The 25,347-nt window shown below is 54.5% G+C and carries 26 protein-coding genes; 7 read left to right on the top strand and 19 right to left on the bottom strand.

Going from position 1 to position 25,347, the window contains the following annotated elements; all coding sequences use genetic code 11:
* The first annotated feature begins 125 nt into the window (after positions 1 to 125).
* Positions 126 to 2,333 carry a TonB-dependent receptor gene (locus FH603_RS04805; RefSeq protein WP_186736314.1) on the top strand — a complete coding sequence of 736 codons (2,208 nt, stop codon included), beginning with the start codon at positions 126 to 128 and terminating at the stop codon, positions 2,331 to 2,333.
* Between the two features lie 80 nt (positions 2,334 to 2,413).
* On the opposite strand, the gene FH603_RS04800 is transcribed toward FH603_RS04805, so the two are convergent.
* Positions 2,414 to 3,118, bottom strand: coding sequence for an SDR family oxidoreductase (locus tag FH603_RS04800; protein WP_186736313.1), 705 nt, complete (start codon positions 3,116 to 3,118; stop codon positions 2,414 to 2,416).
* A 296-nt stretch (positions 3,119 to 3,414) separates the two neighbouring features.
* Between FH603_RS04800 and FH603_RS04795 the strand changes: the two genes are divergently transcribed.
* Positions 3,415 to 4,338 (top strand): tryptophan 2,3-dioxygenase family protein, encoded by a 924-nt coding sequence (locus tag FH603_RS04795; protein ID WP_186736312.1) that lies wholly within the window; start codon positions 3,415 to 3,417, stop codon positions 4,336 to 4,338.
* 9 nt (positions 4,339 to 4,347) lie between these two features.
* Here the strand turns inward: FH603_RS04795 and FH603_RS04790 are convergent, their stop codons facing one another.
* Positions 4,348 to 4,869, bottom strand: a complete 522-nt coding sequence (locus tag FH603_RS04790) for a YdeI/OmpD-associated family protein (protein WP_186736311.1) — start codon at positions 4,867 to 4,869, stop codon at positions 4,348 to 4,350.
* A 2-nt stretch (positions 4,870 to 4,871) separates the two neighbouring features.
* Entirely contained in the window at positions 4,872 to 5,906 is a 1,035-nt protein-coding gene (locus FH603_RS04785; protein WP_186736310.1) for a helix-turn-helix transcriptional regulator, read from the bottom strand.
* Positions 5,907 to 6,084: 178 nt separating this feature from the next.
* Between FH603_RS04785 and FH603_RS04780 the strand changes: the two genes are divergently transcribed.
* On the top strand, positions 6,085 to 6,513 hold the full coding sequence (locus FH603_RS04780; protein ID WP_186736309.1) for a pPIWI_RE_Z domain-containing protein: 429 nt from the start codon (positions 6,085 to 6,087) through the stop codon (positions 6,511 to 6,513).
* 106 nt (positions 6,514 to 6,619) lie between these two features.
* Positions 6,620 to 7,081, top strand: a complete 462-nt coding sequence (locus FH603_RS04775) for a pPIWI_RE_Z domain-containing protein (protein ID WP_186736308.1) — start codon at positions 6,620 to 6,622, stop codon at positions 7,079 to 7,081.
* 290 nt (positions 7,082 to 7,371) lie between these two features.
* Here FH603_RS04775 and FH603_RS04770 read toward each other — a convergent pair whose 3' ends face one another.
* The 7 genes from FH603_RS04770 to FH603_RS04740 all read right to left on the bottom strand — a co-directional run bounded on the left by FH603_RS04770 (position 7,372) and on the right by FH603_RS04740 (position 10,632).
* Positions 7,372 to 7,722 carry a hypothetical protein gene (locus FH603_RS04770; RefSeq protein ID WP_186736307.1) on the bottom strand — a complete coding sequence of 117 codons (351 nt, stop codon included), beginning with the start codon at positions 7,720 to 7,722 and terminating at the stop codon, positions 7,372 to 7,374.
* Between the two features lies 1 nt (position 7,723).
* Complete coding sequence (locus tag FH603_RS04765) at positions 7,724 to 8,068, bottom strand: hypothetical protein (RefSeq protein ID WP_186736306.1); 345 nt, start codon at positions 8,066 to 8,068, stop codon at positions 7,724 to 7,726.
* A gap of 98 nt (positions 8,069 to 8,166) precedes the next feature.
* Positions 8,167 to 8,511, bottom strand: a complete 345-nt coding sequence (locus FH603_RS04760; protein WP_186736305.1) for a hypothetical protein — start codon at positions 8,509 to 8,511, stop codon at positions 8,167 to 8,169.
* A gap of 19 nt (positions 8,512 to 8,530) precedes the next feature.
* A complete protein-coding gene (locus FH603_RS04755; protein ID WP_186736304.1) occupies positions 8,531 to 8,875 on the bottom strand; it encodes a hypothetical protein in 345 nt (114 codons plus the stop codon).
* Between the two features lie 80 nt (positions 8,876 to 8,955).
* The gene (locus FH603_RS04750) at positions 8,956 to 9,318 is read right to left on the bottom strand and encodes a hypothetical protein (RefSeq protein WP_186736303.1); all 363 of its coding nucleotides are present in this window, start codon (positions 9,316 to 9,318) and stop codon (positions 8,956 to 8,958) included.
* Between the two features lie 182 nt (positions 9,319 to 9,500).
* Entirely contained in the window at positions 9,501 to 10,232 is a 732-nt protein-coding gene (locus FH603_RS04745; protein ID WP_186736302.1) for a hypothetical protein, read from the bottom strand.
* A gap of 16 nt (positions 10,233 to 10,248) precedes the next feature.
* A complete protein-coding gene (locus tag FH603_RS04740) occupies positions 10,249 to 10,632 on the bottom strand; it encodes a hypothetical protein (protein ID WP_186736301.1) in 384 nt (127 codons plus the stop codon).
* Positions 10,633 to 10,850: 218 nt separating this feature from the next.
* On the opposite strand from FH603_RS04740, the gene arfB reads away from it, so the two are divergent.
* On the top strand, positions 10,851 to 11,255 hold the full coding sequence (gene arfB, locus FH603_RS04735; protein WP_186736300.1) for an alternative ribosome rescue aminoacyl-tRNA hydrolase ArfB: 405 nt from the start codon (positions 10,851 to 10,853) through the stop codon (positions 11,253 to 11,255).
* Between the two features lie 414 nt (positions 11,256 to 11,669).
* Here the strand turns inward: arfB and FH603_RS04730 are convergent, their stop codons facing one another.
* From FH603_RS04730 to FH603_RS04705, 6 genes are all read right to left on the bottom strand, one after another.
* Complete coding sequence (locus tag FH603_RS04730; RefSeq protein ID WP_186736299.1) at positions 11,670 to 12,362, bottom strand: 3-keto-disaccharide hydrolase; 693 nt, start codon at positions 12,360 to 12,362, stop codon at positions 11,670 to 11,672.
* 128 nt (positions 12,363 to 12,490) lie between these two features.
* The gene (locus FH603_RS04725) at positions 12,491 to 13,483 is read right to left on the bottom strand and encodes a hypothetical protein (RefSeq protein WP_186736298.1); all 993 of its coding nucleotides are present in this window, start codon (positions 13,481 to 13,483) and stop codon (positions 12,491 to 12,493) included.
* A 123-nt stretch (positions 13,484 to 13,606) separates the two neighbouring features.
* Positions 13,607 to 16,777, bottom strand: a complete 3,171-nt coding sequence (locus FH603_RS04720; protein ID WP_186736297.1) for an FAD-binding and (Fe-S)-binding domain-containing protein — start codon at positions 16,775 to 16,777, stop codon at positions 13,607 to 13,609.
* A 97-nt stretch (positions 16,778 to 16,874) separates the two neighbouring features.
* Positions 16,875 to 17,147: a hypothetical protein gene (locus FH603_RS04715; RefSeq protein WP_186736296.1), complete on the bottom strand. Its 273-nt coding sequence runs from the start codon at positions 17,145 to 17,147 to the stop codon at positions 16,875 to 16,877.
* A 55-nt stretch (positions 17,148 to 17,202) separates the two neighbouring features.
* Positions 17,203 to 17,544: a hypothetical protein gene (locus tag FH603_RS04710; RefSeq protein ID WP_186736295.1), complete on the bottom strand. Its 342-nt coding sequence runs from the start codon at positions 17,542 to 17,544 to the stop codon at positions 17,203 to 17,205.
* An 89-nt stretch (positions 17,545 to 17,633) separates the two neighbouring features.
* Entirely contained in the window at positions 17,634 to 18,704 is a 1,071-nt protein-coding gene (locus FH603_RS04705) for a DUF4097 family beta strand repeat-containing protein (RefSeq protein WP_186736294.1), read from the bottom strand.
* A 318-nt stretch (positions 18,705 to 19,022) separates the two neighbouring features.
* On the opposite strand from FH603_RS04705, the gene FH603_RS04700 reads away from it, so the two are divergent.
* Positions 19,023 to 19,502, top strand: a complete 480-nt coding sequence (locus FH603_RS04700) for a hypothetical protein (protein ID WP_186736293.1) — start codon at positions 19,023 to 19,025, stop codon at positions 19,500 to 19,502.
* 103 nt (positions 19,503 to 19,605) lie between these two features.
* Here the strand turns inward: FH603_RS04700 and FH603_RS04695 are convergent, their stop codons facing one another.
* On the bottom strand, positions 19,606 to 19,815 hold the full coding sequence (locus FH603_RS04695) for an alkylphosphonate utilization protein (RefSeq protein WP_186736292.1): 210 nt from the start codon (positions 19,813 to 19,815) through the stop codon (positions 19,606 to 19,608).
* Between the two features lie 98 nt (positions 19,816 to 19,913).
* Positions 19,914 to 21,275 (bottom strand): amidohydrolase family protein, encoded by a 1,362-nt coding sequence (locus tag FH603_RS04690; protein ID WP_186736291.1) that lies wholly within the window; start codon positions 21,273 to 21,275, stop codon positions 19,914 to 19,916.
* A 129-nt stretch (positions 21,276 to 21,404) separates the two neighbouring features.
* Between FH603_RS04690 and FH603_RS04685 the strand changes: the two genes are divergently transcribed.
* Positions 21,405 to 22,067, top strand: coding sequence for an NAD-dependent epimerase/dehydratase family protein (locus FH603_RS04685; RefSeq protein WP_186736290.1), 663 nt, complete (start codon positions 21,405 to 21,407; stop codon positions 22,065 to 22,067).
* Between the two features lie 53 nt (positions 22,068 to 22,120).
* Here FH603_RS04685 and FH603_RS04680 read toward each other — a convergent pair whose 3' ends face one another.
* A complete protein-coding gene (locus FH603_RS04680; RefSeq protein ID WP_186736289.1) occupies positions 22,121 to 25,330 on the bottom strand; it encodes a PQQ-dependent sugar dehydrogenase in 3,210 nt (1,069 codons plus the stop codon).
* Positions 25,331 to 25,347 lie beyond the last annotated feature (17 nt).

The raw sequence follows: 25,347 nt of genomic DNA, 5'->3' as shown, positions 1-25,347 counted from the left end.
GTGGTCGCCAAATAATGGGACACCCAATAGTGGGTTTCGGGTGGTTTAAATTCCATTAAAACTACCTGTTCTGTTCATAGGCAGGTGATGACGAACTGTACCTTTCAGCTCGATATCACCTGCCTATGAATTTTTTAGTCACTACATTTTTCTTCATTCTGATCGCGATTGCCAGTCTGGGACAAACCAGCCGTGTTATCCGCGTCGAGGATAGTATTACCCACCAGCCCGTTATCGGGGCTACGGTTCAGTCGAAAAGCCGGGTTAAACCGGTCGTCGGTGCCCTGACGGACGTGAACGGAATCGCCAGTTTATCCAACCTGTCCGGTGAACTTACGGAGCTTGTAGTTAGCGCTGTGGGCTACGAAACGGCGATCTTCCCCCTGGGCGGTGCTTCCCCCGTAGACACGCTGGTCTTCAGACTGAAACCAGCCACCGAATCGATCGACGAAGTAACGGTTACCGCTACCCGGACCAACTCCCGCATCGAGGACCTTCCTATTAAAGTGGAGGTGCTGGGGCCGGAGGACATGGACGAAGAGAGCGCTGTGGTGCCAGGCAATGTGAGCAGCATTCTGGGCGATATTTCCATCATTCACATCCAGCGGACATCGGCCGTCAACGGCAACCAGGCCATCCGAATGCAGGGGCTTGACCCTAAATACACGCAAATTCTGCGCGATGGATTACCCCTTTATGAAGGTTTTTCGGGAAACCTGGGCGTCCTTCAGATTCCGCCCCTCGACCTGAAGCAGGTAGAGATCGTAAAGGGCTCCGTCTCGACGCTCTACGGGGGCGGGGCCATTGGCGGCATGATCAATATTGTTTCCAAATCGCCCACCTCCGAAACACCCGAATTTACGGCCCTCATTAACCGGTCGGGACTGAAAGAAAGCAACGGCAACGCCTATTACTCGCAGCGCTATGCCGGTGGCAAAACCGGCCTGACGTTCTTTGCGGGCTATACCGACCAACAGGCCGTCGACGTAACGGGCGATGGGTTTACGGATAGCCCGCTCATCCGGCAGTTCAACCTGCACCCGCGCTTTTTCTGGAACCCGTCGGACCGGACCCGGCTCAACATCGGCTACGCCTACACCAACGAGCACCGCGAAGGTGGCTACCTGCCCGCGCTGGAGGGCACACTCCCGAACGCTTACCGCAACATCACCGATCTGCAACGCCACACGGTCGATTTCAACGCCAGCCACAACACCTCGGCCAGCAACGTGATCTCGTTCAAGGGAGCCGTCAGTACGTTTCACCGTCAGAATACCGATTACCAGAAGCTCTCCGACGGCCGCCAGGCATCAGTCTACCTGGAAGCCAACGACCTGGTGCAGGTTGGTAAACATCAGCTCATTGGCGGGTTGAACCTGACGACCGAAGCCTTCCGGAAGAACCGGGACAGCACGCGGCTCGTTGATTACACCTACCAGACCGTCGGTGCGTTCGTGCAGGACGACTACCAGTTGACCAACAAAATTGCCGTGCAGGCCGGGCTTCGGTTCGACCACCACAATACGTTCGGAAGTTTTCTGCTGCCGAGGATCTCGGTCAAACTCAAACCGTCGGAACCCTGGACGGTGCGGCTAAGTGTGGGAACGGGCTATAAAACCCCAAACCTGTTCGTTAATCAGACACCCGGCCAGCTGGGCGTAAGCCTGATTTTCCCGCGTTTGCTGCCCATTAATCCAGCTACCGTAAAAGCCGAGCGGTCGATAGGAGCCAACGCCGATATTGCCTACAGTAAGACGTTTGAAAATGGTCTATCGGTGCAGGTCGATCAGGCCTTTTACTACACCATCGTCAACGCGCCGGTGGTGTCGACCTTTGCCAGCACATCCAGTAACCTGGGCGCTTACACCCAGTTCGTCAATGCGCCCTATGACCTGCTCAGTGTGGGCACCGATACCTATGTACGACTCGAATACAAGGCGTATGAACTGTACCTGGGCTACAACCACACGCTTTCGCGACGCAACGGACCGGCCGACAAGTCTTTTCTGGCACTAGCTCCGCAAGACAAGTTTTCGACAACGCTCGCCTGGGAGAATGACCATTTCCGGTTTGGAGTCGAAACGGCCTATGTAGGCAGGCAGTATCTTTATACGAACCAGCAGGTGCCTAACTACTGGTTCTTTGCCGGGGCCGCCGAGTATCATTATAACGAACACTGGCGGTTGGTGCTGAATGCCGAAAACCTATTTAACGTAAGGCAGGCCAGGTACGAAACCGTCGTAACGGGCTCTATTTCCCAACCCACGTTCCGGCCCGTCTGGGCTCCTCTCGAAGGCCGCATTGTGAACCTGGCCCTCAAGTATACGCTGTAGCTTGTTAATGAAGAGGGTAAGTGATTAGCCAGATGCCACCTGACTGATCACTTACCCTCACCCGTCTATTCGTTCTGCGGCTAGTACTCCTGCTCCAGCGGGTGTACCATAAATTCGTCGATGACGACGTGGGCGGGGCGGCTGACGATGAACAGCATCGACTCGGCCACATCCTGCTCTTTCAGGTAGTGCGCCGATGTTTCATGGCCATGTCCTTTGTCGTGAAAGTGCGAATCGACCAGACCGGTGTAGACACCACTCACTTTGATACCCATTGGCCGGACTTCTTTGCGGAGCGCTCCCATAAAAGCTTCCTGCGCATACTTGCTGGCGGTGTAAAGCGAACCGCCTGCAAACGTTCGTTTCGCCACATCCGACGCAACCACGACCACGTGGCCCGATCCCTGCGCTTTCAGCGTGGGTAGTGCGGCTTTGGTCAACAGGAACGTACCTTTTACGTTGGTTGCCATCAGGTCGTCCCACTCGGTAGCCGTGATCTCTTCTACATTCTTGAAAATGCCGTAACCGGCGTTGTTAATCACGATGTCGATCGTACCGAATCGATCAAGCGCCACCTGTACGACGTTGGCCATATCGGCTTCGTTGGCAACATCGCCGGGAACAGCCACAATGCCGGGGTGTTCCTCTTCGAGGGCCGCCAGATCCTTGGCGTTACGGGCGGTAGCGATGACGTTGGCCCCCTGATGGGCCAGTAGCAGGGCCGTAGCCCGGCCTATGCCGCGCGACGCGCCGGAAATAATAACGGTCTTGTTCTGAATGTTCATGGAGCAAAAGTACGGGTAAATTATACAGAGCGCGGAGACCCCCGCAAAAACAGCGACACCAACTTTTCCGTAGCTTTGCCGTATCAACTAACCAGCAGCACCTGTTTAGGATCACCGGCAGGAAGCGGTCTGTTGTATCCTGGCCGGGCTGGCACACCAGCGGCCACGTCCGGGTGAGACTATTTTATCTAGGCCTGGTCCGGTTAGTGTATCCTGGACGGCTACGTCCGGGGTGAAAATGTTTTATCTACGCCCGGACGTGGCCGTCCAGGATACACTACCTTTTCCCTTGCCTCATGCACGAATCCCTTTCCGATAAACTAACCCAGCTGGAACAGAAATTTGCGGCTATGGGGCAGGATATGGCCTCCTACCTCGAAGGCCTCCTCCAGGCCGACTACCTCACCTACTGGGACTATGTGCATCTGGACACGTTACTGTCACTGCAAACGCCTAAAACGGCTTACCCCGACGAACTGATCTTTGTAACCTACCACCAGATCACAGAGTTGTATTTCAAACTCGTTCTGCACGAAATTGCTCAGATCGCCGAGGCCCAGCCGTTGACACCGGCATTTTTCACGGCCCGTATGCAGCGCGTGAATCGTTACTTCGATTTGCTGGAACAGTCATTCGGCGTGATGATCGCCGGAATGGAGCGCGAGCAGTTTCTTAAATTCCGCATGGCGCTGCTGCCGTCAAGTGGCTTTCAGTCGGTGCAGTTTCGCGAGATCGAGATCGTTTCGACCGATTTTCAGCAGCTGCTGGCAGACGCTCCTGCCGAGCCCGGCTCCATTGCCGACCGCTATGACTTGATTTACTGGAAGCAGGGCGCGACCGAACTGGCAACGCAGCAGAAAACGCTGACCCTGAATCAATTCGATCGGCAGTACAGTGGCCGGCTGGTGCGGCTGGCGGAAATCTATCAGACCAAAAATCTGCACAAACGGCTTCAGGAACTTGAACAGACAGGGCAGCTAACCACTGAGCTGGCCGACGTGCTGCGCGAGTACGACCACCGCGTTAACGTTCGCTGGAAACTGGCACACCTGCGGTCGGCGGTTCAGTATTTACACAAAACGCCAACCGATATTAAAGCCACGGGTGGTACCAACTGGCAAACGTATCTGCCGCCCGTACAGCAGCAACGTATCTTTTTTCCTGCGCTATGGTCGGCCGAAGCGTTACAGCACTGGGGACGGCCATCGCTACAGACCTGACCGGTTTTTCTACGATAGCTTCTTAAAATACCGGGTCATTTCGCCATAGCCCATACCCATCGACAGGCCCCTCACGGCCTGGGTGATGCGCTTGGTTTTCGTCTCCATCGTTCTGGCCGATTCGATCCAGTTGCTGAAGTATACCTGATGCCCTTTCGCCAGGGTATTGAAGAAATCAAGCGCTGTTGGGTCGTCGGCCAGACAGGTCATCAGATCGGCAGAAAGCGGCATGGGCGAATCGTCGGCCTCCAGCGTGACCCGTACCGTAGCTCCTTCCTCCTTTCGAATACCCCGGCGCATGGTCGCTTTGACAGCCATGATAAACGAGCCCGTTGCGTCCCCCGACGTACCCATTGGTATTAGGGCGACCAGCGCAATGGGGTACGTATCGAGTGTACCTTTTACCCGAAACGAGGTTTTCTGGCCAGGTTTGAGCGCCTGGGTAATATCGATGGGAATGTCAATATAGGTCCAGCCGGTCTTTTCCCCTTTCTGCTCAAAACGCTGGAGAACTGCGGTAAATGTGTACATAATTAGGCATGGCCTGGGGTTTGGTAACGATCGAGGGCAGCCTGTAGCGACTCTGTCATAGCCTGAACAAGCGCTTTGGGCTGCAAGACTTTCACATGGTCGCCGTAGGAGCGCAGATGCATCAGCAGGTCGCGGTTGGGCGCGAGTCGCAGGCGAATCACACATTCCGTTTCGGTGTCACGAATCACTTCCTGCGTCTGGTGAATGGGTTTGGCTTTGACATAGCGACCGAACAGGGGCGAAAACGACAGCACGATCTCCTCCACCGGGCCGCTGCTATCGGTAATGCCGTAAATGTGTTCGAACAACTCGCTCACGTTGGTCAGGATGGCAGGTGGCACAGCGCAGGGTTCGTCGGTCAGCGACAGATCGCTCATGCGGTCGAAGGCGAACGTGCGTTCTTTACCCGTGGCTTCATCATACCCGATCACATACCAGCTGTCGGCCACTTCCCGTAACAGGATTGGATGCAGACTACGTAGCCGGGGCACATCTGCCAGCGCGTTTGGGTCTGTAATTTCGTGTTTGGTATACCGGAACTGAATTTGCCGGTTCTGGTTGATCGCCCGGATCAGCATGGGCACATACTGCCGGTTTCCACCCAGAATCCGCTCTTCTACATACACGATCCGGCGCGTGAGGGCATCGGTCTTTACCTCCCGGATAATATCCAGGCTTTGCCGCACCTTTTGCAGGGCGTTGGTCAGTTCATCGGCCACAGAAGCCCCCTGGGTAGCTGCCAGCACCTCGCGGGCATAGTCGAGCGCTTCCATGTCGTCGGGCGAAAGCATCAGCCGCAACAGCCGGAATTGCGGATTGGTATAGTAGTACCCGTTACGCCGTTTACAGTAGGCGATGGGCGCATCATGATCTTCGCGCAGCCGCTGAATGTCCTTCTCCAATGACGATATGGACCGAATACCGCATTTCTCCTGACACAGTTCAAACAGTTTCTGTTTGGAGTACTGGCGCGGGTATCGACTAATGATCTCATCGATCAGGCGGTAACGCTGAAAAGCAGAACGAGTTATCGGCATGACATGTAGAGACGCAACCCCTTGCGTCTGTTTTAAAACGCAACCCTTTGCGTCTGTTTTTTCAAGTAGAAGAAGACAAAAAAGGGAAATATTTCTTACACAAAAAAGAACAACGTAAAAAGATTACGTTCTGGCCGGTAGAACTTTGTTCTGTCAATTTTTTTAAACAACCAGACTAATGAATACGCCCTTCCTACCCAAACCACGAACGCCGTCGATTTTCGGCCCGGTTCGTTCTCAGTCTTCCAGAAACGCGTCGCTGTCGTTCGGTCAGCTGCTCGATGTCGAATTAGGTCTGTTTCTGCTTTCGCAATTGCAGCCTACAGCCTCCCCCGATGCGCTGCCCGAATTGATGGGGCATGTGGAGTTGCTGGCGACCGACCGCCCCGTCTGGACGCCCAAACAACATAAATACGTGAACCGGGGACGGGCGCTACTGGCTCATTGCCTGCACCCTGCTGTCTGGAGCGCCCTCATCGAGCGGTATGCCATTGCCGCCACAACGGTCAGCGCTTATGACGTTAGCCGCGACCGTAGCTGGTTCGGCGAAAAAACGGTTGGATTTTCGCGAAACCGCTTGACTGTACTCCGCAAAATGCTGGCCTGACAGCCGACGCGACACGAAAAAATAATAAAAGAAAAATAGAACAACGTAAAACATTTACGTTCTCATAGGCTGAACTTTGTTCAGAACAGTAAACAACAACTACAACATGAACATGGTCTTATCATCCACCCGTTTTACCGTCCGCCCGGCTTTAACTGGCCTGTTGGGCTGGCAGGAACCCCTGGCAACCCGCATACGCCACCGCCATGCGCTACCCGGCCTGGTAGCCAACCGGCTGCTCAACGTGGAGTTGGGGCTGTACCTGCTGGCCGAACTCTTGCCTTTTGCTCCCCCACAGGCACTGCCCGACCTGCTCAACAAGCAAGGGGTCGTATACCGACAGCGGCCCGTATGGTCGCCCCGTCAGCACCGGGCGCTCATTCAGGCTCAAACGCTCCTGGCTCCCTACCGCGACCGCACGGCCTGGTACAAGGCACTGGATAAATACGCTACGCTGCCGCAGGAATTGCGAACGTTTGCGGTCAATGGCCGGGGTGGCTGGAATCCCGAGATCAGTAGCTACGTGCTGCGTGACCGGCTCAGCTTGTTTCAGCGGGCCCTGGCGTAAGGAGTCAACGCCAATTTCTATAAGGCCCTATAAAAACAGCGCTGTTTAGTACCCCGGTGTGGTGGTGCTAAACAGCGCTATTTTTATGTTAATTGACAGGAATTGAAGACACCTATGTCCTAATTGGGAGTCTTTTTATTTTCAACCACTACCAGGGGCGTTGCCCACTGGCAGGGTTGTAAGTGGTAACCCTGCCAGTGGGAAAAGCCCCTGGTAGTGGTTGAAGAACAGTACCCTTAGCAAAATTACGGGTCATGCTCTACCACCCGATTAACTAAGGTTTATAGAAATTAGCTGTTACTCAAGTTGCCCGCCAGGGTACGAAGCGAAGAAGCCATCCCTTCCAGGCGGGGGGCAATATCACCCTCCGAACCCATCAGGGTGCTAAACTCCGTAGTTTGTGTGGCCAGTGTCGACAACAGTTCGCTAAGTTCATCGGCGTTGATCTGGTCGCTTTCCAACTGCGTTTTTACCCGTTCCAGCGTATCGGTGATGTCGGTCGCGTTTTCGGTCTTGCGCAGTTCAACCAGCCACTTGTCAATGACGCCTTTGCCACTTTGGGGCGTCGTATCGGCTATGTTTTCCTCGAGGACGCTCATCGTCGCGTCGAGCAGTTCGGTTGATTGTTCGTGTGAGATCATATCAGAATTGACTACTAAAATTACGAAGTGCTTCGGCTAATTGCCGAAGCTGATTGGCCATTTGACCGTTGGCAACAGAAGGCTCTCCCGCCAGGGTTGAGGTGTGGCTGGCCATACTCAACAGCAGGTGACGAATCATGTTTCCGTCCGGATTACCTGAAGCCAGGTTATCGCGCAGGGTTTCCAGCTCGGCTCTGATGCGCTCAGCACCCACGTCGCCCCGCAGGGCGTTGAGCCAGCCTTCGATCAGCAAAATACCCCTGTCGGGGGCAACTACTGCCGTACTGCCTTCACCAAATGCACCGAGTGTATCGGTAAGCATTCGCTGTTCCAGTGATTCTTCCATAGTGTAGTGAATTAATAAACGTTAGCTAGTACATGTCGGGACAGTGGCCAGCCGCACAAACGCGTAGACAGGTTCAACAGGCACCATCCTACGAAGGGTTATAACTTGCTTCCGAAATTTCGGAGAATCTTCGACAGGCTTTCCAGCCCTCCGGTCCAGGTACCTTCGGCCGTTGGCCCTTCGGCGATCTGCTGGGTTTTGTCGGCCAGGCCTTCCATCACTTGCCGGATGTGTGGGGCGTCTGGCTGAGCCGATTGCAATTCGGCCCGTAACTCATTGAGTTGACCTTCCAGATCGTCCAGATTCGGGTCGCCCTGTAGCGCCTGTAGCCAGCCGTCGATCAGCATGACACCCTGCGCCGGCGAAACACCCGCTTGGGAGCCATCGCGAAACGTGGTCAGTGTGTCTTCGAGCATTCGCTCTTCCAGTATGTTCGATCCCATCGTTGAAAATGTTTACCCGTTAAAGTTTATTGCCCAGGTTACGCAGCGCCGTAGCGAGCTTTTCGAGCTTGTTAACCGTTTGCTCCTGTAGGTGAGCACCCTGAGCCACCTGGGTTGTATGGTCAGACAGGCTGCCAAGCAGATCACGAATCCGATCGGGATCAGGCTTGGCAAACTGCAGCTGGCCTTTCAGTTCAATCAGTTGCGCTTCTATACTGGCTGTTAGGTGTGTCCCCTGGATGACCTCCAGCCATCCGTTGATCAGTTGAATCCCATCGACGGGGGCGGGTATAGCGGCATCGTCGGCACCCAGCTTCGAGAATACCTGTTCAAACAACCGTTGGTCCAATGCGTGTGAAGGCATATTCGTATACATTACAGCCGGGTTCCGTGAGCCATCTGCCCATAAGAAGACAGCCCCGGTCCACGACTCAGTTGACTTGATTAAACTACGGTGGAGAACTGACCGGCAAAGTTTCGCAGGGCCGTCGACAGCGTCGTTAGCCGCGATGGTACGTCTCCTTCTCCCTTGGCTGCCAATGCTTCGGTCATGTCGGCAAGCTGGAGAAAAAGCTGCCGAAGCCGGGTTCCTTCCGGTGCTCCACTTTGAAGTTCATTCCGTAGCTCCGTCAGCGGCTGCATTACATCGCCAGCGATGTGGTTATTTTTGATCGATGAAAACCAATCGGTAATCAGCGACATTCCTTCCTGAGGAGATGCCGCCTGACCCTGATCGAAGGCCCGGATGGTGTCGTCGATCAGCGTAGTAGCCGACGAGCCGTCTGTGGATGAATGTTGATTTGCCATAGTTGTTGAGTAACGTTGGTATACTGCTTCTATCGGGTAAAACACACCTGCCGGTGGTTTGTTTACGACCGAAAAAGAAGCGTGCCGATAATGATAATACCAATTGAGGTAACGGATGGATGGTTACGCAGGCTGCGTCTCATCGGTCCGTTACCTCAACACGGTACTTGCTGCGAAATAGATCAATACTGGGAACGTCCGCCCGATGCGGCACTGCCCGACTCGGCCGTACCACCCGAAACGCCTGAACGCTGCGTACCGGAATTGGTGCTGTAGTCATCGCCACCGCCGTCCGATCCGGTACCGTAGCCCGACCCATACGAACCGCCATCCTGCTGCTCAGCCCCGGCGCTACCGGTAGTAGCCTCGGCCGCCGGTGCCGAACCGCTATCCATGGTACCGCCGTTTCGGTTCGTTAGCTGGTCGTCATCGTCTTCGCGAAGGGTCGATGCCCCGGCCCCGCTGTTGGTCGATTCGCCACCTACGGTACTTGTCATAGGTGCCTGCCCGCCCGACTCGCCGGGCATGACCGTATCAGATGGCTGCGTGTTCATGGCGGCCATCTTCTCCGATCCACCCAGTTGCTGACGAAATCCCTGCAAAGCGTTCACAAGGGGGTCGAGGGTTTCCTTTACTTCGGCATCGGCCGATGAGGCTACCTGATTGGCCTGATCGACCATGTAGCCCAGCAGCTGCTGGATTCTGGCTCCGTCCGGATTACTACTTTGTAACTCGGTTCTGAGTTCGTTCAAGCCACCCGCTACAGAATCTGTATCCTGATCACTGTTGCTGAGGGCGCTGATCCAGCTATCGATAAGCGAAATACCATCGATCGGTGAAATACTCGTCGTATCGCCATTGAAAGCGTTTACGGTTGTCGTGACCAGATTGGCCGCGTGTTGATCAAGTGCCATAATTGTTCAGGTTTAGTTATGACTCATCACCCGCGCTGGCGGCAACCTGGCTGTGCAGATTTTCGAGCGTGGCGATCAGTTGTGACAGTTCGGTTTGTTCGGCGCTGGCCTCGGCCGACTGCATCACGGCCTGGGTTTGTTGGATCAGATCCTGCAGGATCTCGGCAATGGCTGAGGCATCCGGCTGGCCTTCGTTCTGGCTCGGATCCAGTTCTGAACGCAGTTCTTCCAGCGTGTCGGCAATCTCGTCGGTTGCGTCGTCACCAACTTCATCGAGCCGGTCGAGCCATTTATCGATCAGCGCAATACCATCCTGTGGTTCAATCGTGCTGATACCACTATCGAAGGCATTGACGGTCTGATCGATCAGTGCAATCTGGTTTTGATCCTTGGAAATCATAACGTGAGCTTAGTTTTGCCGTTAGTTTATCCCCCAACAGACCTGCCGGTCGACGGGTCCTTTTCCAACCTAATGCAATCCTATAATGTTTGTAGAGTTGTGTTTCTTTTCTGTAAAACTTACCCTGAACCAGCACCTGTTATTTTTACCGGATACCGCAAAATTCCGGGAACGTTGGCAACCAGGTATTGTTCTGGATTGTGTATAATCCCTCCCTTATGAACCCGACCCAACTGCTTGCCGATGTTCAATACCAGTTTGCCCGCAGTGGGGGCGCGGGTGGCCAGAACGTAAATAAAGTAGCCACCAAAGCTGAACTTCGCTTTAGCGTCCGGGATTCGGCGCTGCTGACCGACCCCCAGCGGACGGTTCTGCTGGAGAAACTGGCCAACAAGCTTACCACCGAGGGTGAACTGGTGCTAACGCATCAGACCGAGCGGACGCAACTGGGCAATAAGGAGAAAGTGACGAAGAAATTTCTGAAGTTGATTGGAAAAGCGTTCGAAACGCCCAAACCCCGCCGGGCTACCAAACCATCGAAATCAGCCGTAGCTGAGCGCATTTCCAACAAGAAACACAAAGGGGATATAAAGGCCAACCGCAAGAAGATAGCGCTTGACTGAACCCAACGCAAACATGAGTCATCCCGAATGTTAAAAGTCGGTATCTTTTTAAGGTTCGAAGTGAAAACAAGAGTATCGCGCGGGGTGTCAGGCCCCTTGACCTACCGTGTATACACTTCTTATTTGCTTCTGAAAAGCCCTGTAGGGGCGACCTGTCAATAGAAAAGAAAGCAAGGGTAGCCTGTAAAGCGCCGTAGGTGCGACCTGATGTAGTTCATTCAGGTCGCACCTACGGCGCTTCAGACAAGGCAGGAGCGATAACAATTATTGACAGGTCGCCCTTACCGGGCTACCTGACCAATACTGGAGATGTACACATACTATACGTCACTTGACCTGACGCCACGCCCCCGCAGATGTGCCGGAACCAGGCTGCTTTTTGGGTAAGGTCATCCCGTTTTACAAGAAAAGCGTCTACAGTTCGCGGATTTGCACGTTTCGGTACCAGACACGCTCTTTAGGGCTATGATTTTGGAGAGCAATCTTCCCTTTGGCGTGCGGTTGTACATAAGGCCAGCTGGCAAACTTGCTCTTGGCTACCATGGCTTTCCAAGCATCGGAACCATATTCGTACTCCACTACTTTTTTTCCGTTCAGGTAGTGCTCAACGTGATTATTGTTGACCAAAATCCGGCCTTTGTTCCACTCGCCGACAGGCTTTATGGCGTCGAAATCAGCCGGGGGAATAACGTCATAGTTAGCCCCGCTCATCTGGCTGTCTTTCAGCTTGTAGGGCTTGCCATCTCCATCCAGATAGCCTTTGTCGTCGATAACCTGATACTCCGGGCCCGACATGTATGTGCTTTTGATATCCGGGCTGTCGATTATTTTGTAAACGACACCACTATTACTCCCCTTAGGTATTTTGAAATCGAACTCAAGTTCGAAGTTCTCATATTCCTTGTCGGTGACCAGGTCGCCACCGGTCCCGTCGGGGGTCATGGCACCATCCTCAACATACCAGCCAACGACACCTTCTTTGTGGTAGCTATGCCAGCCTTTAATGGTTTTGCCATCGAACAGGCTGGTCCACTTCGATTTTTTACCGGGAGGTGTCGCCATCGCCAACACACTCAGTAGCAGGCAGGGAATCAACAATTTTTTCATGAGGCTTATCGGTTTTAAGGTAAAGGTAAATACATTGGCAAATTTAACGGAAATGGGTGATCAACTTTACCAATGATCTAAGCATTGGTAAAGTTGATCACCCATTTCCATTGGTCTTCGTCAGCCACTTAGCTTGCCATATCCCGGGCTGCCTGTGGGTCATTGTATTTACGATCCAGTCCGTCGGTCGATTTCTGATCCGAGCGGTCGGGACCACTGACCATATCCTGCGCCTGAATGCTGCTTTCGTCGGCCAGTTCACGCGGCAGTTGCTGCGCTTCTTTGCCTTCCTCGCGACGCTCACCCGGCTGGTACTGGTCGGTATCCTTGGCATCGACATCATACCGATGAGCCGAATCGCCGGTATCAGGTTTTTCAACCATACCTTCTTCAGGTCCACTTCCCATACCCTCATACTGGTTACCCGGTACTGCTTCGCCCGGCTCCAGGTCCTGAGTGGGGTCGATACCCACGATCCCGGCCGTGTAGGTCACGAAGTTGGCACCGGCGTTGATCTCATGCGAACGGTCGGGCTGGTCCGGCTCCTGAATTTCAGGAGTTCCGGGCTTTGGCGTTCCGGGCAGATCGGGAATCTCGGGGCCGGGCACTGGGTTATAAGGCGGAGTTTCGGGAATACCCGGCACCGGCTGCATAGGATCGGGTATTCCCGGTGTGGATGGGATCATATTCCAGACACCAAACGAGCCCGTTGGTGTGCTGTCCTTACCGGCTTCGGTCTGGTCCGGCGCATCTTCCGATGGTAGACCCGTAGCCACGGTAGACCCCGCGTCGGGATTGCCCGTGATATCACCTACAGCAATGGGATCATTCGGCATCACCGATACGTCGATGACATTACCCGCCCGCAAAGCCGCTTCCGAGTTTTCGTACTTCTTTTTATCGTCGCCGGTAAGCGCCCGTTCTTCATCGCTACCCAGGCGAATACGGGGCATATCGTCAGAAACATCAGATTCGGTATTGCCGATGGGCGTCAGCTTACCGTCGACCAGCTTAACCATATTGGTTTCAGCCTGATCGGCACTGAACATTGTTTCGGCATGTTCAGACGATACAATATCAGCCTGTTGTGCACCATCGCTGAGGTTCGCGTTATTTTCCATAATCGTTGTGAATGTTTTGGTCTATGGAAAACCACCGGAACCGGAAAAGGTTTTTTGTAAGGCAGCTGACGTAGCGCGGACTTCAGTCCGCTGTGTGTGTAGTACAGCGGGCTGAAGTCCGCGTTACGTCAGGGCGTCGAACAGAATTTCGGCCGGGTGCTGGGCGCGCCGGTGGGTACCATCCTTGATCTGATGGCGGCAGGAGGTACCGGCTGCCGATACGATGACATCGGCGGTTGTTTTGCGAATGGCCGGAAACAACACCAGCTCGCCAATCTGCATCGACAGGTCATAATGCTCGGCTTCATACCCGAACGATCCGGCCATGCCGCAGCAGCCCGACGGAATCAGCGTTACGGTATAATTTTCGGGCAGCGATAACACTGTTTTGACCGGCTCCATCGACGATAAGGCCTTCTGGTGGCAATGGCCATGAACCACCACCTGACGCGTCCGGGTCGTAAACAGCTTCCTGTCGATTCGGTTGGCGCTGGCTTCGCGGGCAAGCCATTCTTCGAACAGAAACGTGTTTTTGGCAATGCGCTGTGCATCGGCTTTTAGCTCAGCCGGAACCAGGGCCGGGTATTCGTCGCGAAACGTCAGAATGGCCGACGGCTCAAGACCGACCAGTGGGGCGTCGTCCGTGACGATATCTTTCAGCAGTGTTACATTCCGGATCGCGATCTGCCGGGCATCGTCTACCAGGCCCTTCGACAGGTATGTACGACCGCTTTCGACGTGGTTGGGCATCGTGACGGAATAGCCTAACCGCTGCATCAGCTGAATAGCTTTCTGCCCAACTTCAACATCGTTATAATTCGTAAATTCATCGGCAAAAATCAATACGCTGCCCGTTGGTGCATTTGCCGTTTCGGCTTGTGTCGAGAGGGCATTGTGCTTGCGTCGTTCCCGCTCGATTCGCTCATTTTCTTCCTTTTTATGTTCCCACCACCACTTGCGCAGTGTTGTCGGGGCCAGTTCGGGCATGGTCCGGTCGGGGTGAAAACCAACGGCCCGGTTGGCCGCACGGCGTAGCGCAGGGGTACTGTAAATGGCATTATAGGCCCAGGGGGTCAGACTCGCCAGCGACATAAGCCGGGTAAAATTACCCACCAGCCGCGCCCGCAGGGGCACCCCGTTCTCGCGGTACTGCTGCTGCGTGAACTCCGCTTTCATGCGCGTCATATCCACACTGCTCGGGCATTCCGACGTGCAGGCCTTGCACGACAGACACAGATCCAGCACGTCTTTTACCGTTTCGTAGTCATGGCTGGTGGGCCGGGATTTGTTGCTGTAAAAATGCCGCAGGATGTTGGCCCGCGCACGGGTAGTGTCGCGTTCGCGCCGGGTGGCCATGTAGCTTGGGCACATCGTCCCGCCCGAGATTTCGGTCTTCCGGCAGTCGCCCGAGCCGGAGCATTTTTCGGCGGCTTCGAGGATACCGCCCACGGCCGAAAAATCGAATATCGTTTTGGGTGGCGCTATCACGACATCGGCCTCCGACCGCAGCGATTCGTTCATGGGGGGCGTATCGACGACCTTACCAGGGTTGAATAGATTCTGCGGGTCCCAGAGGGCCTTTACGTCCTTGCAAAGCTGGTAGTTTTCAGGTCCGAGCATGAACGCAATACATTCGCCCCGCAGCCGCCCATCTCCATGCTCCCCCGACAGCGAGCCGCCGTACTTTTTCACTAACTGCGCGGTATCCATCAACAGGTTACGAAACGTCGTTCGGCCAGCCGATGATTTCAGGTTGATGAGCGGCAGCACGTGAATTTCGCCCGCCCCGGCATGGGCGGAGTATTCGAGTTTCAACCCATGGTTTTCCCAGGCCATACGATCGAGTTCATCGATGTAGTCGGGCAGGTCGCGCACGTCGACGGCCGTATCTTCGATGACGTTGGCCGGTTTCTCATCGCCGGGAATGTTATACATGATACTCAACCCCGCCTTACGCAATGCCCACGGCTTCTTGGTATCGTCGTCGTACAGGGTTGGGTAAGCATACCCCAGCAACCTGCCCTGTAGATCGGCCACAAAGGCGCTGGCCCGGGCCGTAACCTCAGCCCGGGTAGCACTAAAGAATTCGACCATCAGAATCGCTTTGGGATCGCCCTCCACGAAATGACGGTTTTTGGCCTGTTCGATGTTGGTCTTGGTCAGTTGCAGAATGTAATCATCGACCAGTTCCGATGCCGCACACCCATGATCGAGCGCTACCAGGTTGGCTTCGAGCGACTGTCGAATCGTATCGAAATGAGCGCATACCAGAGCCGTTTCGGCGGGTGGCAGCGGCAGCAGATTCAGTTTGGCTTCGGTGATGAAGCAAAGCGTCCCTTCCGACCCGGCAATGAGTTTGGCGAAGTTGAATTGGGAAGGAGGGAGGAAGGAGGAAAGGGAGGAAGGGAGGAGGGAGGAAAGGGAGGAAGGAGGAAAGGGAGCGTTGAGGGCAGGGGCTTCCTCCTTTCCTCCTTCTCTCCTTCCTCCCTCTCCTCCTTCCTCCCTTTCCTCCTTTCCTCCTTCCTCCCAAAAACCTACCATCGCATCCAGTGCATACCCTGTATTCCGGCGGGTTACGGTTGGTTTGGGGTAACCGGCGCGAATGTGCTGCTGCGTGGTTTCGGTAGAGAGCCAGTCACGAAATTGAACATACAGTTGCTGTTCGAGAGGACTGGCCACGTTTTCGCCCCGGCATTTAGCGTCGAACTCCGGGCGGGTAAGCGCGCCGAACGTTACCTCGGCACCGTCGCTGAGCACGGCTCTAACCTCCAGCAGATGGTCGCGGGTGGTTCCCCAGATGATGGAGTGCAAGCCGCAGGAATTATTGCCGATCATACCCCCGATCATGGCCCGGCTGGCGGTAGATGTTTCGGGGCCGAACAGCAGGCCGTGCGGCTTCAGGAACGCATTCAGGTCGTCGCGAATGACGCCCGGCTGCACCCGTACCCACCGCTCCTGCGCATTGACTTCCAGGATCTGACCGAAGTGTTTCGAGATATCGACGACGATCCCGTTACCCACGACCTGCCCGGCCAGCGATGTCCCGGCGGCCCGTGGAATCAGCCCAACCGGAACCCCGAGTTGGGTATGCTGTTTGGCGAATCGCAGCAGCCGCTTGATATCGGCCACCGACTTTGGTATAGCCACCGCAACGGGCATTTCCTGATAAACGGAAGCATCGGTGGCGTAGAGGATTCGTTGCGCCGTGTGCTCAGGCGATTCATCAAAATACAGGTCGCCCTCAAAACTGGGCACCAGGGTGGAGAAAGGCAATTTGGGTGTCAGGCGAAACATAAGGGCCAGGCTTAATCAATACCTAAAGGTACGAAGAAACAGGCTTAGGTACGGTCTGCCGCTCTGTAGACCCGGCCGGCAACGGATAGAATAGAGGCTATTTATCGCCCATAAATTTCTTCATTTCAGCCATAACGTCGATTGGTTCATTACGTTGCAGGGCAGTCGTAATTCGGGCAATCTCGTCGTAGGGAAGCGCATAATCCGGCTCATCGGCCTCATCGTCCTTGTCAGGATCGATTACATCGTCCGTTGGTTCGTCGGGCATGACCGTGATCTGAACCCGGCGGGTACCGAAATAGGCTTTGATGCTATCGATGAGGTTTTGATCTGCCTTGTCGGCATCGAGGTGAAATACGAGAGACTCCATAGATTCTGGTTTACCCATGATAACCGTGTCAGGCTAACCGAAGTTTTTTATGGCGCTACTTACCCTTGTCCAGTCCGCGCTTGAGCAGCCCACCGATAAAGCTACCGGCAAAGGTCAGGATCATGGACCCATACAGACCAAAGGCTTCGACATCAGCGTCGGCCGTATCGGTTGCGGTTGGCACGAAGATCATATAGCCGAGCCAGATGATGGCCGCCTGCACCACCGCCAGCAGCCAGCCCCGGCGCGGCTCCAGAAAACCCAGTCCAGCCGCCAGCGCAGGCGTTACGAAATAAGGAAGGTGAATACTGGAAGCGATCTTGATACAAACAAGGATTAGCACACTGCTGATGAGTGTCAGGCCCAGGCTGATGAGTAACTGGCGGTCAAACGTCATACGAAAACGGTCTAAACAACAATGACTACTGAAGAACAGAGCAAGCCCCATTGTTCAGTAGTCACCCTATTGCAGACAATCGAAACAGGTTACTGGTTCACGTAAACGCTGCCGTTACTGGCCGAAATGTTCACCGCAATACCACCCCCGTTGAGTCGGCCACGAACGCGGTCTTTCTCAATGTCGCCGTCGAATTTAGACAGGGATGTCGGTATGGTAACCCGGTTGCCGCTCAGGTTGAGGTCCATACCTTTGTCGAGCGGCATTTTCACCCGGACGCTGCCAACGCTGGTACTCAGCCGGACATACTCGCCTAGTTTTACGATACTTACGTCAACGCTTCCCGCGCTGGTGTTGGCTTCTACGCTGCCCGAAATATTGGCCAGCCGCACCGACCCACCCGATGTACCCGCTTTAATGTCGCCCGTAATGTCGCTGCCCTGAACACTACCGCCACTGGTCTGCGCGTCGATGTCACCTCTCAGATCGGTAAGCCGGATGCTGCCGCCCGACGTATGCAGCCGCATGCTGCCCGACGACTCTTTTGCTTCGATACTGCCCCCCGAGGTTTGCAGGTCCATCCGGTCTTTGCTCTTGCAGCGGTCGAGGTGGATGCTGCCGCCCGATGTCTGGCCGTTAATATCACCGTCTACATCGGTCAGGTTCAGGCTTCCGCCACTGGTCCGGAACCGCTGTTTGCCGGATAGTTCGTTCAGCGTGATGCTGCCACCCGAGGTCCGCAGGTCGGTAGAGACGGCGCGGGGGGTATAAAACTTGAAACTGATACTCACCGACCGCTTCCAGTCGTTGTTGCTTCCCCGCCGTTTGGCGGTAGCCACGATAGTGCTTCCCTCCCTGACGATAGTGATATCATACTCTCTAAGCCGCTCCTCAATTTCTTGCTTGTCTAAGTTGTCTCGTGAGTTATTGGCCCGGACATACATTTCAACTTTGGCGTTGCGGTCGGTGCCACCTTCGACCGTCAGGCTACCGCCCGATGTTTCGGCCCGCACGGCGTTGATAGTACCCGAAAACGTTTTGACTTGATACGGTGTATCGTCGCTGCCAGCGCCTTTACGGTCGGGTACGTTTCCGGCGATGGTGGTTAGCGAGTATAGGCCTGCACTCAATAGGGTCAGTAGAAACTGGTAGCGTTTCATAAAGAGTTGGTTTGATTTTTGGGTAAAGATGATAAGGCCGACCGGAAGGTTGCATGGCGTGACTTATTTTGTGCACGGCTCCAGATAACGGCCCCTATCATAAAGAGAGCAATCGGCAGGCCAACTACTCAACGCCTTCATTTTCAGCCTTCTGCCAAACAAAATATCTCCATTGGTGTCCATCCCCGGACAATCCCTGTTCGGTAACGGACATAATTAACCCTTTGGATCAGGCAGGCTGATTACAAGAGGCTTGTTTGCTATTGCAGAGGTTTCTGATCAATTTTAGCGCACCATCAGAATTGCACAAACACGGACATGGAAGAAAATAAGAAGACAATAGCCACCGAGCAGGTAGAAAGCACCAAAAGCGCCACATCGGAGAAGTTCGAAGCTTTCAAAACGGAGGCAAGTACGCAGCTTAACGCAGCCATAACGCAACTCGATGAGTTCAAAGACCAGCTCATCGCTAAAGCGCAGGAAGTGGGCAAAGACATTGACATCGAGGGCCTGAAAGTTCAGGCAACCGAGCAGTTCGAAGCAGCCAAAGCCGCCACCGCAGAGACCATGACCCACTTACAGGCCCAGGCTGAAACGACCTTTGCGGCCGCAACCGCCAAAGCCGATCAACTCGCAGACGTAGCCGAAGACAAGTTCGACGACCTGAAAGCCGAAGCCACCGAGCAGCTCGAAGCCGCACAGGTGAAACTGGAAGAGCTGAAAGCCGAGGCCGCCGTTCAGCTGGAGGTAGCGAAAGAGAAAGCGAAAGGGTTCTGGGACGGGCTCTTCGGTAAATAACCGTAATGGGCACCGACGCTGCGCTATGTAAGCCCTACGGGCTAACTCGAACAGCTTCTTAACTTCGCCAAAGTTTAGAACTTTGGCGAAGTTGAACGTCACGTTACACTTTTTGCAAATACATGGTCTTCAGGACCATCACTGTCCGGTCGACACGGCCTTCAATTTCCTCTGCATCGTCGGTGAGTCGGATATTCTTAACCACCGTTCCCCGCTTCAGCGTGGCCGATGAGCCCTTTACTTTCAAATCTTTGGTAAGTTTTACGGAATCGCCTTCGGCGAGTGTTGTTCCGTTACTGTCTTTTGCCTCCATTTATTTGTCTACGGCTGCTACGTGTTCGTGAATGGCCGCGAAGATACGTGTTCTTTATCCAACCTCGCGCCGACGCGCCAGCTTAGCCACACCAGCGGTTAGTTCTTCTCCAGTTTCTTCAGTTCCTGCTGAATATAAGCTTTCGAAAGCCAGTTCGTACCGATCATCACGCCTTCGATATTCCGGGTTTGGCCGATGTCTTTCAACGGGTTACCACTCAGCAGCACCAGATCCGACACATTTCCCGCTTTGACAATGCCCGAATCAGCCTTCTTCAGGTAAGCCGCTACGTTGACCGTACCCGTCCGCAGTGTTTCATATGGTGTGAGTCCCGCGTCGACCATGTATTTCATTTCGTGGTGAATTGAAAAGCCCGGTACATTGAATATCTGGGGCGCATCGGAGCCCAGCAGAAGCTCGACGCCGTTCTTCTGGCATTCGTAGATCAGCTTCCGGCGTATCTGCACCAGCTTTTCGGCGTGTTCTTTCGAGAAGTTCGGATTGCCCATATACGTGTTTTTCGCGTTTACCCAGTTCTGGACATCCTTCGGCTTCATGTATTTCATCTCCGGATCGTCGGTAAAGGCCCCGGCAGGCAGGGGCGACAGCCAGCGCTCAGCCAGCGCCTGGGTAGGCACCACCCGGATTTTGTTGTCGCTGAGCGCTTTTACCAGCTTCGGAATCAGCGCGGGGTCGGCGCGGTAACCGATCCACGACCCGAACAGGCCCGTTTCGGGCTCGGCCAGGGTGTCGCTACCCGGCGTGATGGCTTCGATAAATCCATCCAGATGGTCGATCGTGGAATAGTGTGCATCGATCGCACGCCAGACACCCACATTGAACGAGACATGCCCTACAAACGGAATACCAACCTCCTGCGCCGTTCGGGCAATGGCCGGAAACGTTTCGTTGGTCAGGCCGGGATGCAGTTTCAGGAAATCGTAGCCCGCAGCTTTCTGCTCACGCACCATCTCGGCACCCCGCGCAGCCGTTTTCACCGTCTGCCCGTTGAACGACGGGCCCGTTGCGTAGAAATGAGGTCCCAGAATTTCACCGCTGTTTATTTTGCTACGGAGTTCGAGGTGTTTCGGGTGGCCCAGCATCCCGCGAATCGTTGTGATGCCGTTCGCCAGGTACAGTGTCAGCACCTCTTTCATCGGCTCAATGTCGTCGATGGGCGGGACGTGGGCGTGTATTTCGGCCCAGCCCGGCGTCAGGTATTTACCGGCCGCGTCAATGACCAGCGCATCCTTACTGACGGTCACACGGCCGACATCACCAATAGCGGCAATTTTACCATTACGCACGACAACGGTCTGATTTTCGATCACGCGCTCCCGATCCATCGGAATCACGTTGACAGCCCGAAATACAATATCGCGCTGGCGGTTGCTGACCAGTTCCTGGGCGAAACCCGATGAAGTCAGCCCAAGGAGAAAAAGAAAATAAATGAATCGCATGCAGTAGGGGCGTTTAAGGCGTAACGAGTGATTTGGATACTGACCGTTGAGCCGGTAAATTTATCCAATCCAGTACGAATATCGGATAACGATCGGCCTGCATCTCTTTTTTGACTAACCCGCTTATTCATGAAAATCAACGCAATTATTACAGGTGCCACCGGCATGGTTGGTGAAGGCGTCCTGCACGAGTGTCTGCAACATCCCGATGTTGAGCAGGTGCTGGTTATCAACCGAAAACCCGGTGGCGTTTCGCACCCGAAACTGCGCGAGATCATCCAGGCTGACTTTATGAACCTGACCTCCATCGAAAGTCAGTTGAGCGGATATAATGCCTGCTTTTTTTGCCTGGGCGTATCATCAGTAGGCATGAAAGAACCCGAATACCGGCGACTCACCTACGACCTGACACTGTACGTTGCCCAAACCCTGTCGAAGCTTAACCCCGACATGACGTTCGGCTACATCTCCGGCGCAGCTACCGACAGCACCGAAAAGGGTAACAGCATGTGGGCGCGCGTGAAGGGCGCGACGGAAAATGCGCTGATGCGCCTGCCCTTCAAAAAAGCGTATATGTTCCGGCCGGGCTTCATGAAACCGACCGAAGGTCTGAAAAACACACTGGTTTATTACAAGTACATCTCCTGGCTGTACCCCCTTGGCCGGGCGATCTATCCGGCGGGATTCTCAACCCTGCGCGAGCTGGCCCTTGCAATGATCAACTCGGTTAGAGTCGGTTATGAGAAACCGATTCTGGAAGTGAAAGACATTGTCAACCTGGCAAAAGCCTGAAGCCCTCACCGGCAACGGTCACTGTCACTGCCGGTGAGGGCTAACTAACTGCCTTATTTGCGCGCAAACTGAATCCAGTCGACAATTAGCAGGTTTTTGTCTTTTACCTGATCGTTGCGAAACACAAAGAACAGGTCCTGAAGGCCGCCCGCGTTGGCAATCGGTGCCGAAACAAGCTGCCAGAGCGGGCCTTTCCGCCCCGTACCGGCATTGGTTTCAGCGGGGTTTGTTATGTCGACCGTAGCCAGCAGTTTACCCGTCGGCGAACCAACGTGAATCTCAACCCGGCCTCCGCGCGATGGCATGGCCGCCACGTTAAGTTCCAGCCGTGAAATACCTGTCAGATCGACATCGGAAAAGCCAATGTATGACCCGTCTTTGATATCGCCCACCCACGATTGGTTACTGCCATCCTGGTGTTTGCGGTCGACATTGGCCGATTGCGCGTAAGATTCTGCCTGTACTTTAGGGTTGCGCAGGACAATCAGCTTCCGGCCCGTCAGCGAACCGGTGATCGGGTTTCCTTTATCGGCGTAGCTGGCCGAAATCACGTAACTTCCTTCCTCAGTCGCGTTTGCGGGCGGGCGGGGCGTATAGGAACCCACGAGCGGCAACCGCTGCGTTGCATCGCCCGTTAGCGAGAGGATATACCGGACCATTTCGCCTGTTTCGGCCTCGGTATGCTGGGGGTGGGCCGACATCATATTCTTTCCCCAATTGCCATTTCCGCCGGTAACCACCTTTTTTGCCAGCATTGGTACGGCACTTTCGGCAGCCGGGCTATATCGTTTGGACACGTCTATCCAGGAAGGGCCAATTGATTTCACGTTCATGGCGTGGCAGGCCTTACAGTCGCTGTTGGCGACCAACGTTTTACCCTGTATATACCTGGCCCCGACATCGCCAAGATTTTGACTATTGGAGGTAAGCAGGGCCAGATCTTTTCCCTCGGCCAGGTAATCGATGGAGAATTTTACCTGTTTTGGTAAAATACCTTTATTAAGGCTACCATCTTCTTTGTCGCGCACGGTAACCGTATACGCCATCGGTGTCTTATCGAAATAGAACGACCGATTACCCCGCAGCACGATGTCGACCTGTGGGGTTTCGTTACCCACTTTCATCTCCAGCTCCGTCGTTGAGCGTTGCCCTTCGGCGTCGATGACTGTCAGTTTAGGCCGGTAAACACCGGGTTTGGCATAGGTAAAGGTGGGAGCAACGGCATTGGATTTCTGGCCAGTACCGGATTCCCACTGGTACGTAATTTTATCGCCCCGGTCATAGTCGAAGGATGAAGCCGCCGAGAGCGTAGCGGTCAGCGGGGCCGCCCCCACCGTTTTTGACGCGGTGATTTTAGCCACCGGCCGGCGGTTACCTTCGGAGTATTCGATGCGGACCAATTGCGAATCGGGGTTGCGGGCAAAATAATTCGCACCATAAGCCAGTACATACATGGCCCCGTCACGGCCGAACTTCATATCGATTGGTTTGGAGATAAACGTAGTAGGCAGGAAGGATTCGATCTGCCTCAGGTCACCAGCCTCCGTGAAACTCAGCACTTTTATCCAGTTCCGGGCCCATTCGTAGATAAACATCTTGTTGTCGTAATATTTCGGCAAGCGGACGTCCGATTTTTTGTAATCGCCGAGGTAATAGAAGGGTCCGGCCATCGCACTCCGCGAGCCGGTACCCAGCATCGGAAACTCGGTCGATTTGTCATATGGATACCAGATCATGGCTTTCTGCGCCGGTGGCAGCACTTTATCGCCCGTATTGTTGGGCGACTCGTTGACTGGCCGTGCCGGGTCGAAGATGGCTCCGACTTTGTTGGAGGCAAAGTCAAAATCGGCGTAGGCTTTGTTGTCGCCCACAAAGTAAGGCCACCCATAGTTGCCCGGCTTCCGGGCCTGATTCCATTCATCCTGGCTTTTCGGACCGCGTTCGTTCGCAACCCCACCGTCCGGCCCTACGTCGCCCCAATACAGGAAACCGCGCTTGTCGACCCAGATCCGGTAAGGGTTCCGCGCACCCATCACATAAATTTCGGGGCGTCCTTTCGACCCGTCTTTAGGGAACAGGTTTCCCGCTGGAATGGTGTAGGTACCATCTGCTTCGACGTGAACCCGAAGAATTTTACCACGCAGGTCATTCGTATTACCCGACGATTTCTGCGAATCGAACGGAGCCCGGCCCGGACGCTCGTCCAGGGGCGAAAACCCGTCGGACTCTTTTGAACTGGTGTTGTCGCCCGTAGACAGGTATAGATTCCCATCCGGCCCAAAGTATACGTTACCCGCCGAATGGCAGCAGGTCTCGCGCTGAACCGGCACCTGCATCACCACTTTCTCGGAGGCCATCTGCAGGCTATCGCCGGTAAAACGAAAGCGCGACAGGTTCTGCACCGGTTTATTACCTACGGGGGAGTAATAGAGATAGACAAAGTGATTCTTCCCGAAGTCAGGGTCCAGTTCCATCCCCAACAGACCATCTTCGTAGTTACCCGTCAGGTGAACAGGCAGTTTGTTGATGACCTTCGTTGCTTTGGCGGTCGGGTCATAGAGCTTGATGTTGCCCCGGCGTTCGATGAACAGCACGCGCCCATCGTCCATAACCTCCATCTCGATGGGCTCTTCCATGTACGAATCGAGTACGGTAGCGGTAAAGCGGTTTTCTTCCGGCGTCCGCATAGTATGGGCATTCCGGTAGTTGATCGCGGGGCCATCCATGGCCTGTTTGATGCCCTCCAGAATCTGTTTACTCAGTGTCTGGTCGGTAATGCTACCGGCAGCGGCATAAAAGATGGGCCCGCCATCGTACGTTTTCGTCCAGAAAACGGGGCGATTGGCATCCGCGGGTTTGTTACCGCCCGCCATCAGGTCATTGTACCACGGCCATTGATAGGCAGTAAAGCCACTGGCGTTGACAACGCCCATCCCCCCACCCGCCTGCACAAACCGCTCTACATCGTTCTGCTGCCAGGTCTCCAGCACATCGGTCGATGTTTGCAGGAAAAGTACAGCGCGATAGTTCTTCAGAGAATCCTCCGCGATGTAAGCCTCATTCGAGGTTGTATCGGCATCGATACCGTTCTGGCCAACAAAGGCCATCAGCGTTCCGGCTGCGACATTAGCTGTGGGCTGATTGGTACTGTTTTTCAGGAAAATCAGAAGTTTGTCTTCCTTACGGCTGTGCCAGCCTATGAGGACCAGCACGAGCAGGACACTGCAAACGGAGCTTACAAACGAACGAAATCGCATAGTCATTGAGTAAATTGGTTTAT

Origin of the sequence: Spirosoma utsteinense, assembly GCF_014282275.1 — a bacterium.
GTDB classification, from domain to species: Bacteria; Bacteroidota; Bacteroidia; order Cytophagales; family Spirosomataceae; genus Spirosoma; species Spirosoma utsteinense.
The sequence above is the reverse complement of the archived record's forward strand: the minus strand, read 5'-3'. Positions and strand labels throughout refer to the sequence as shown.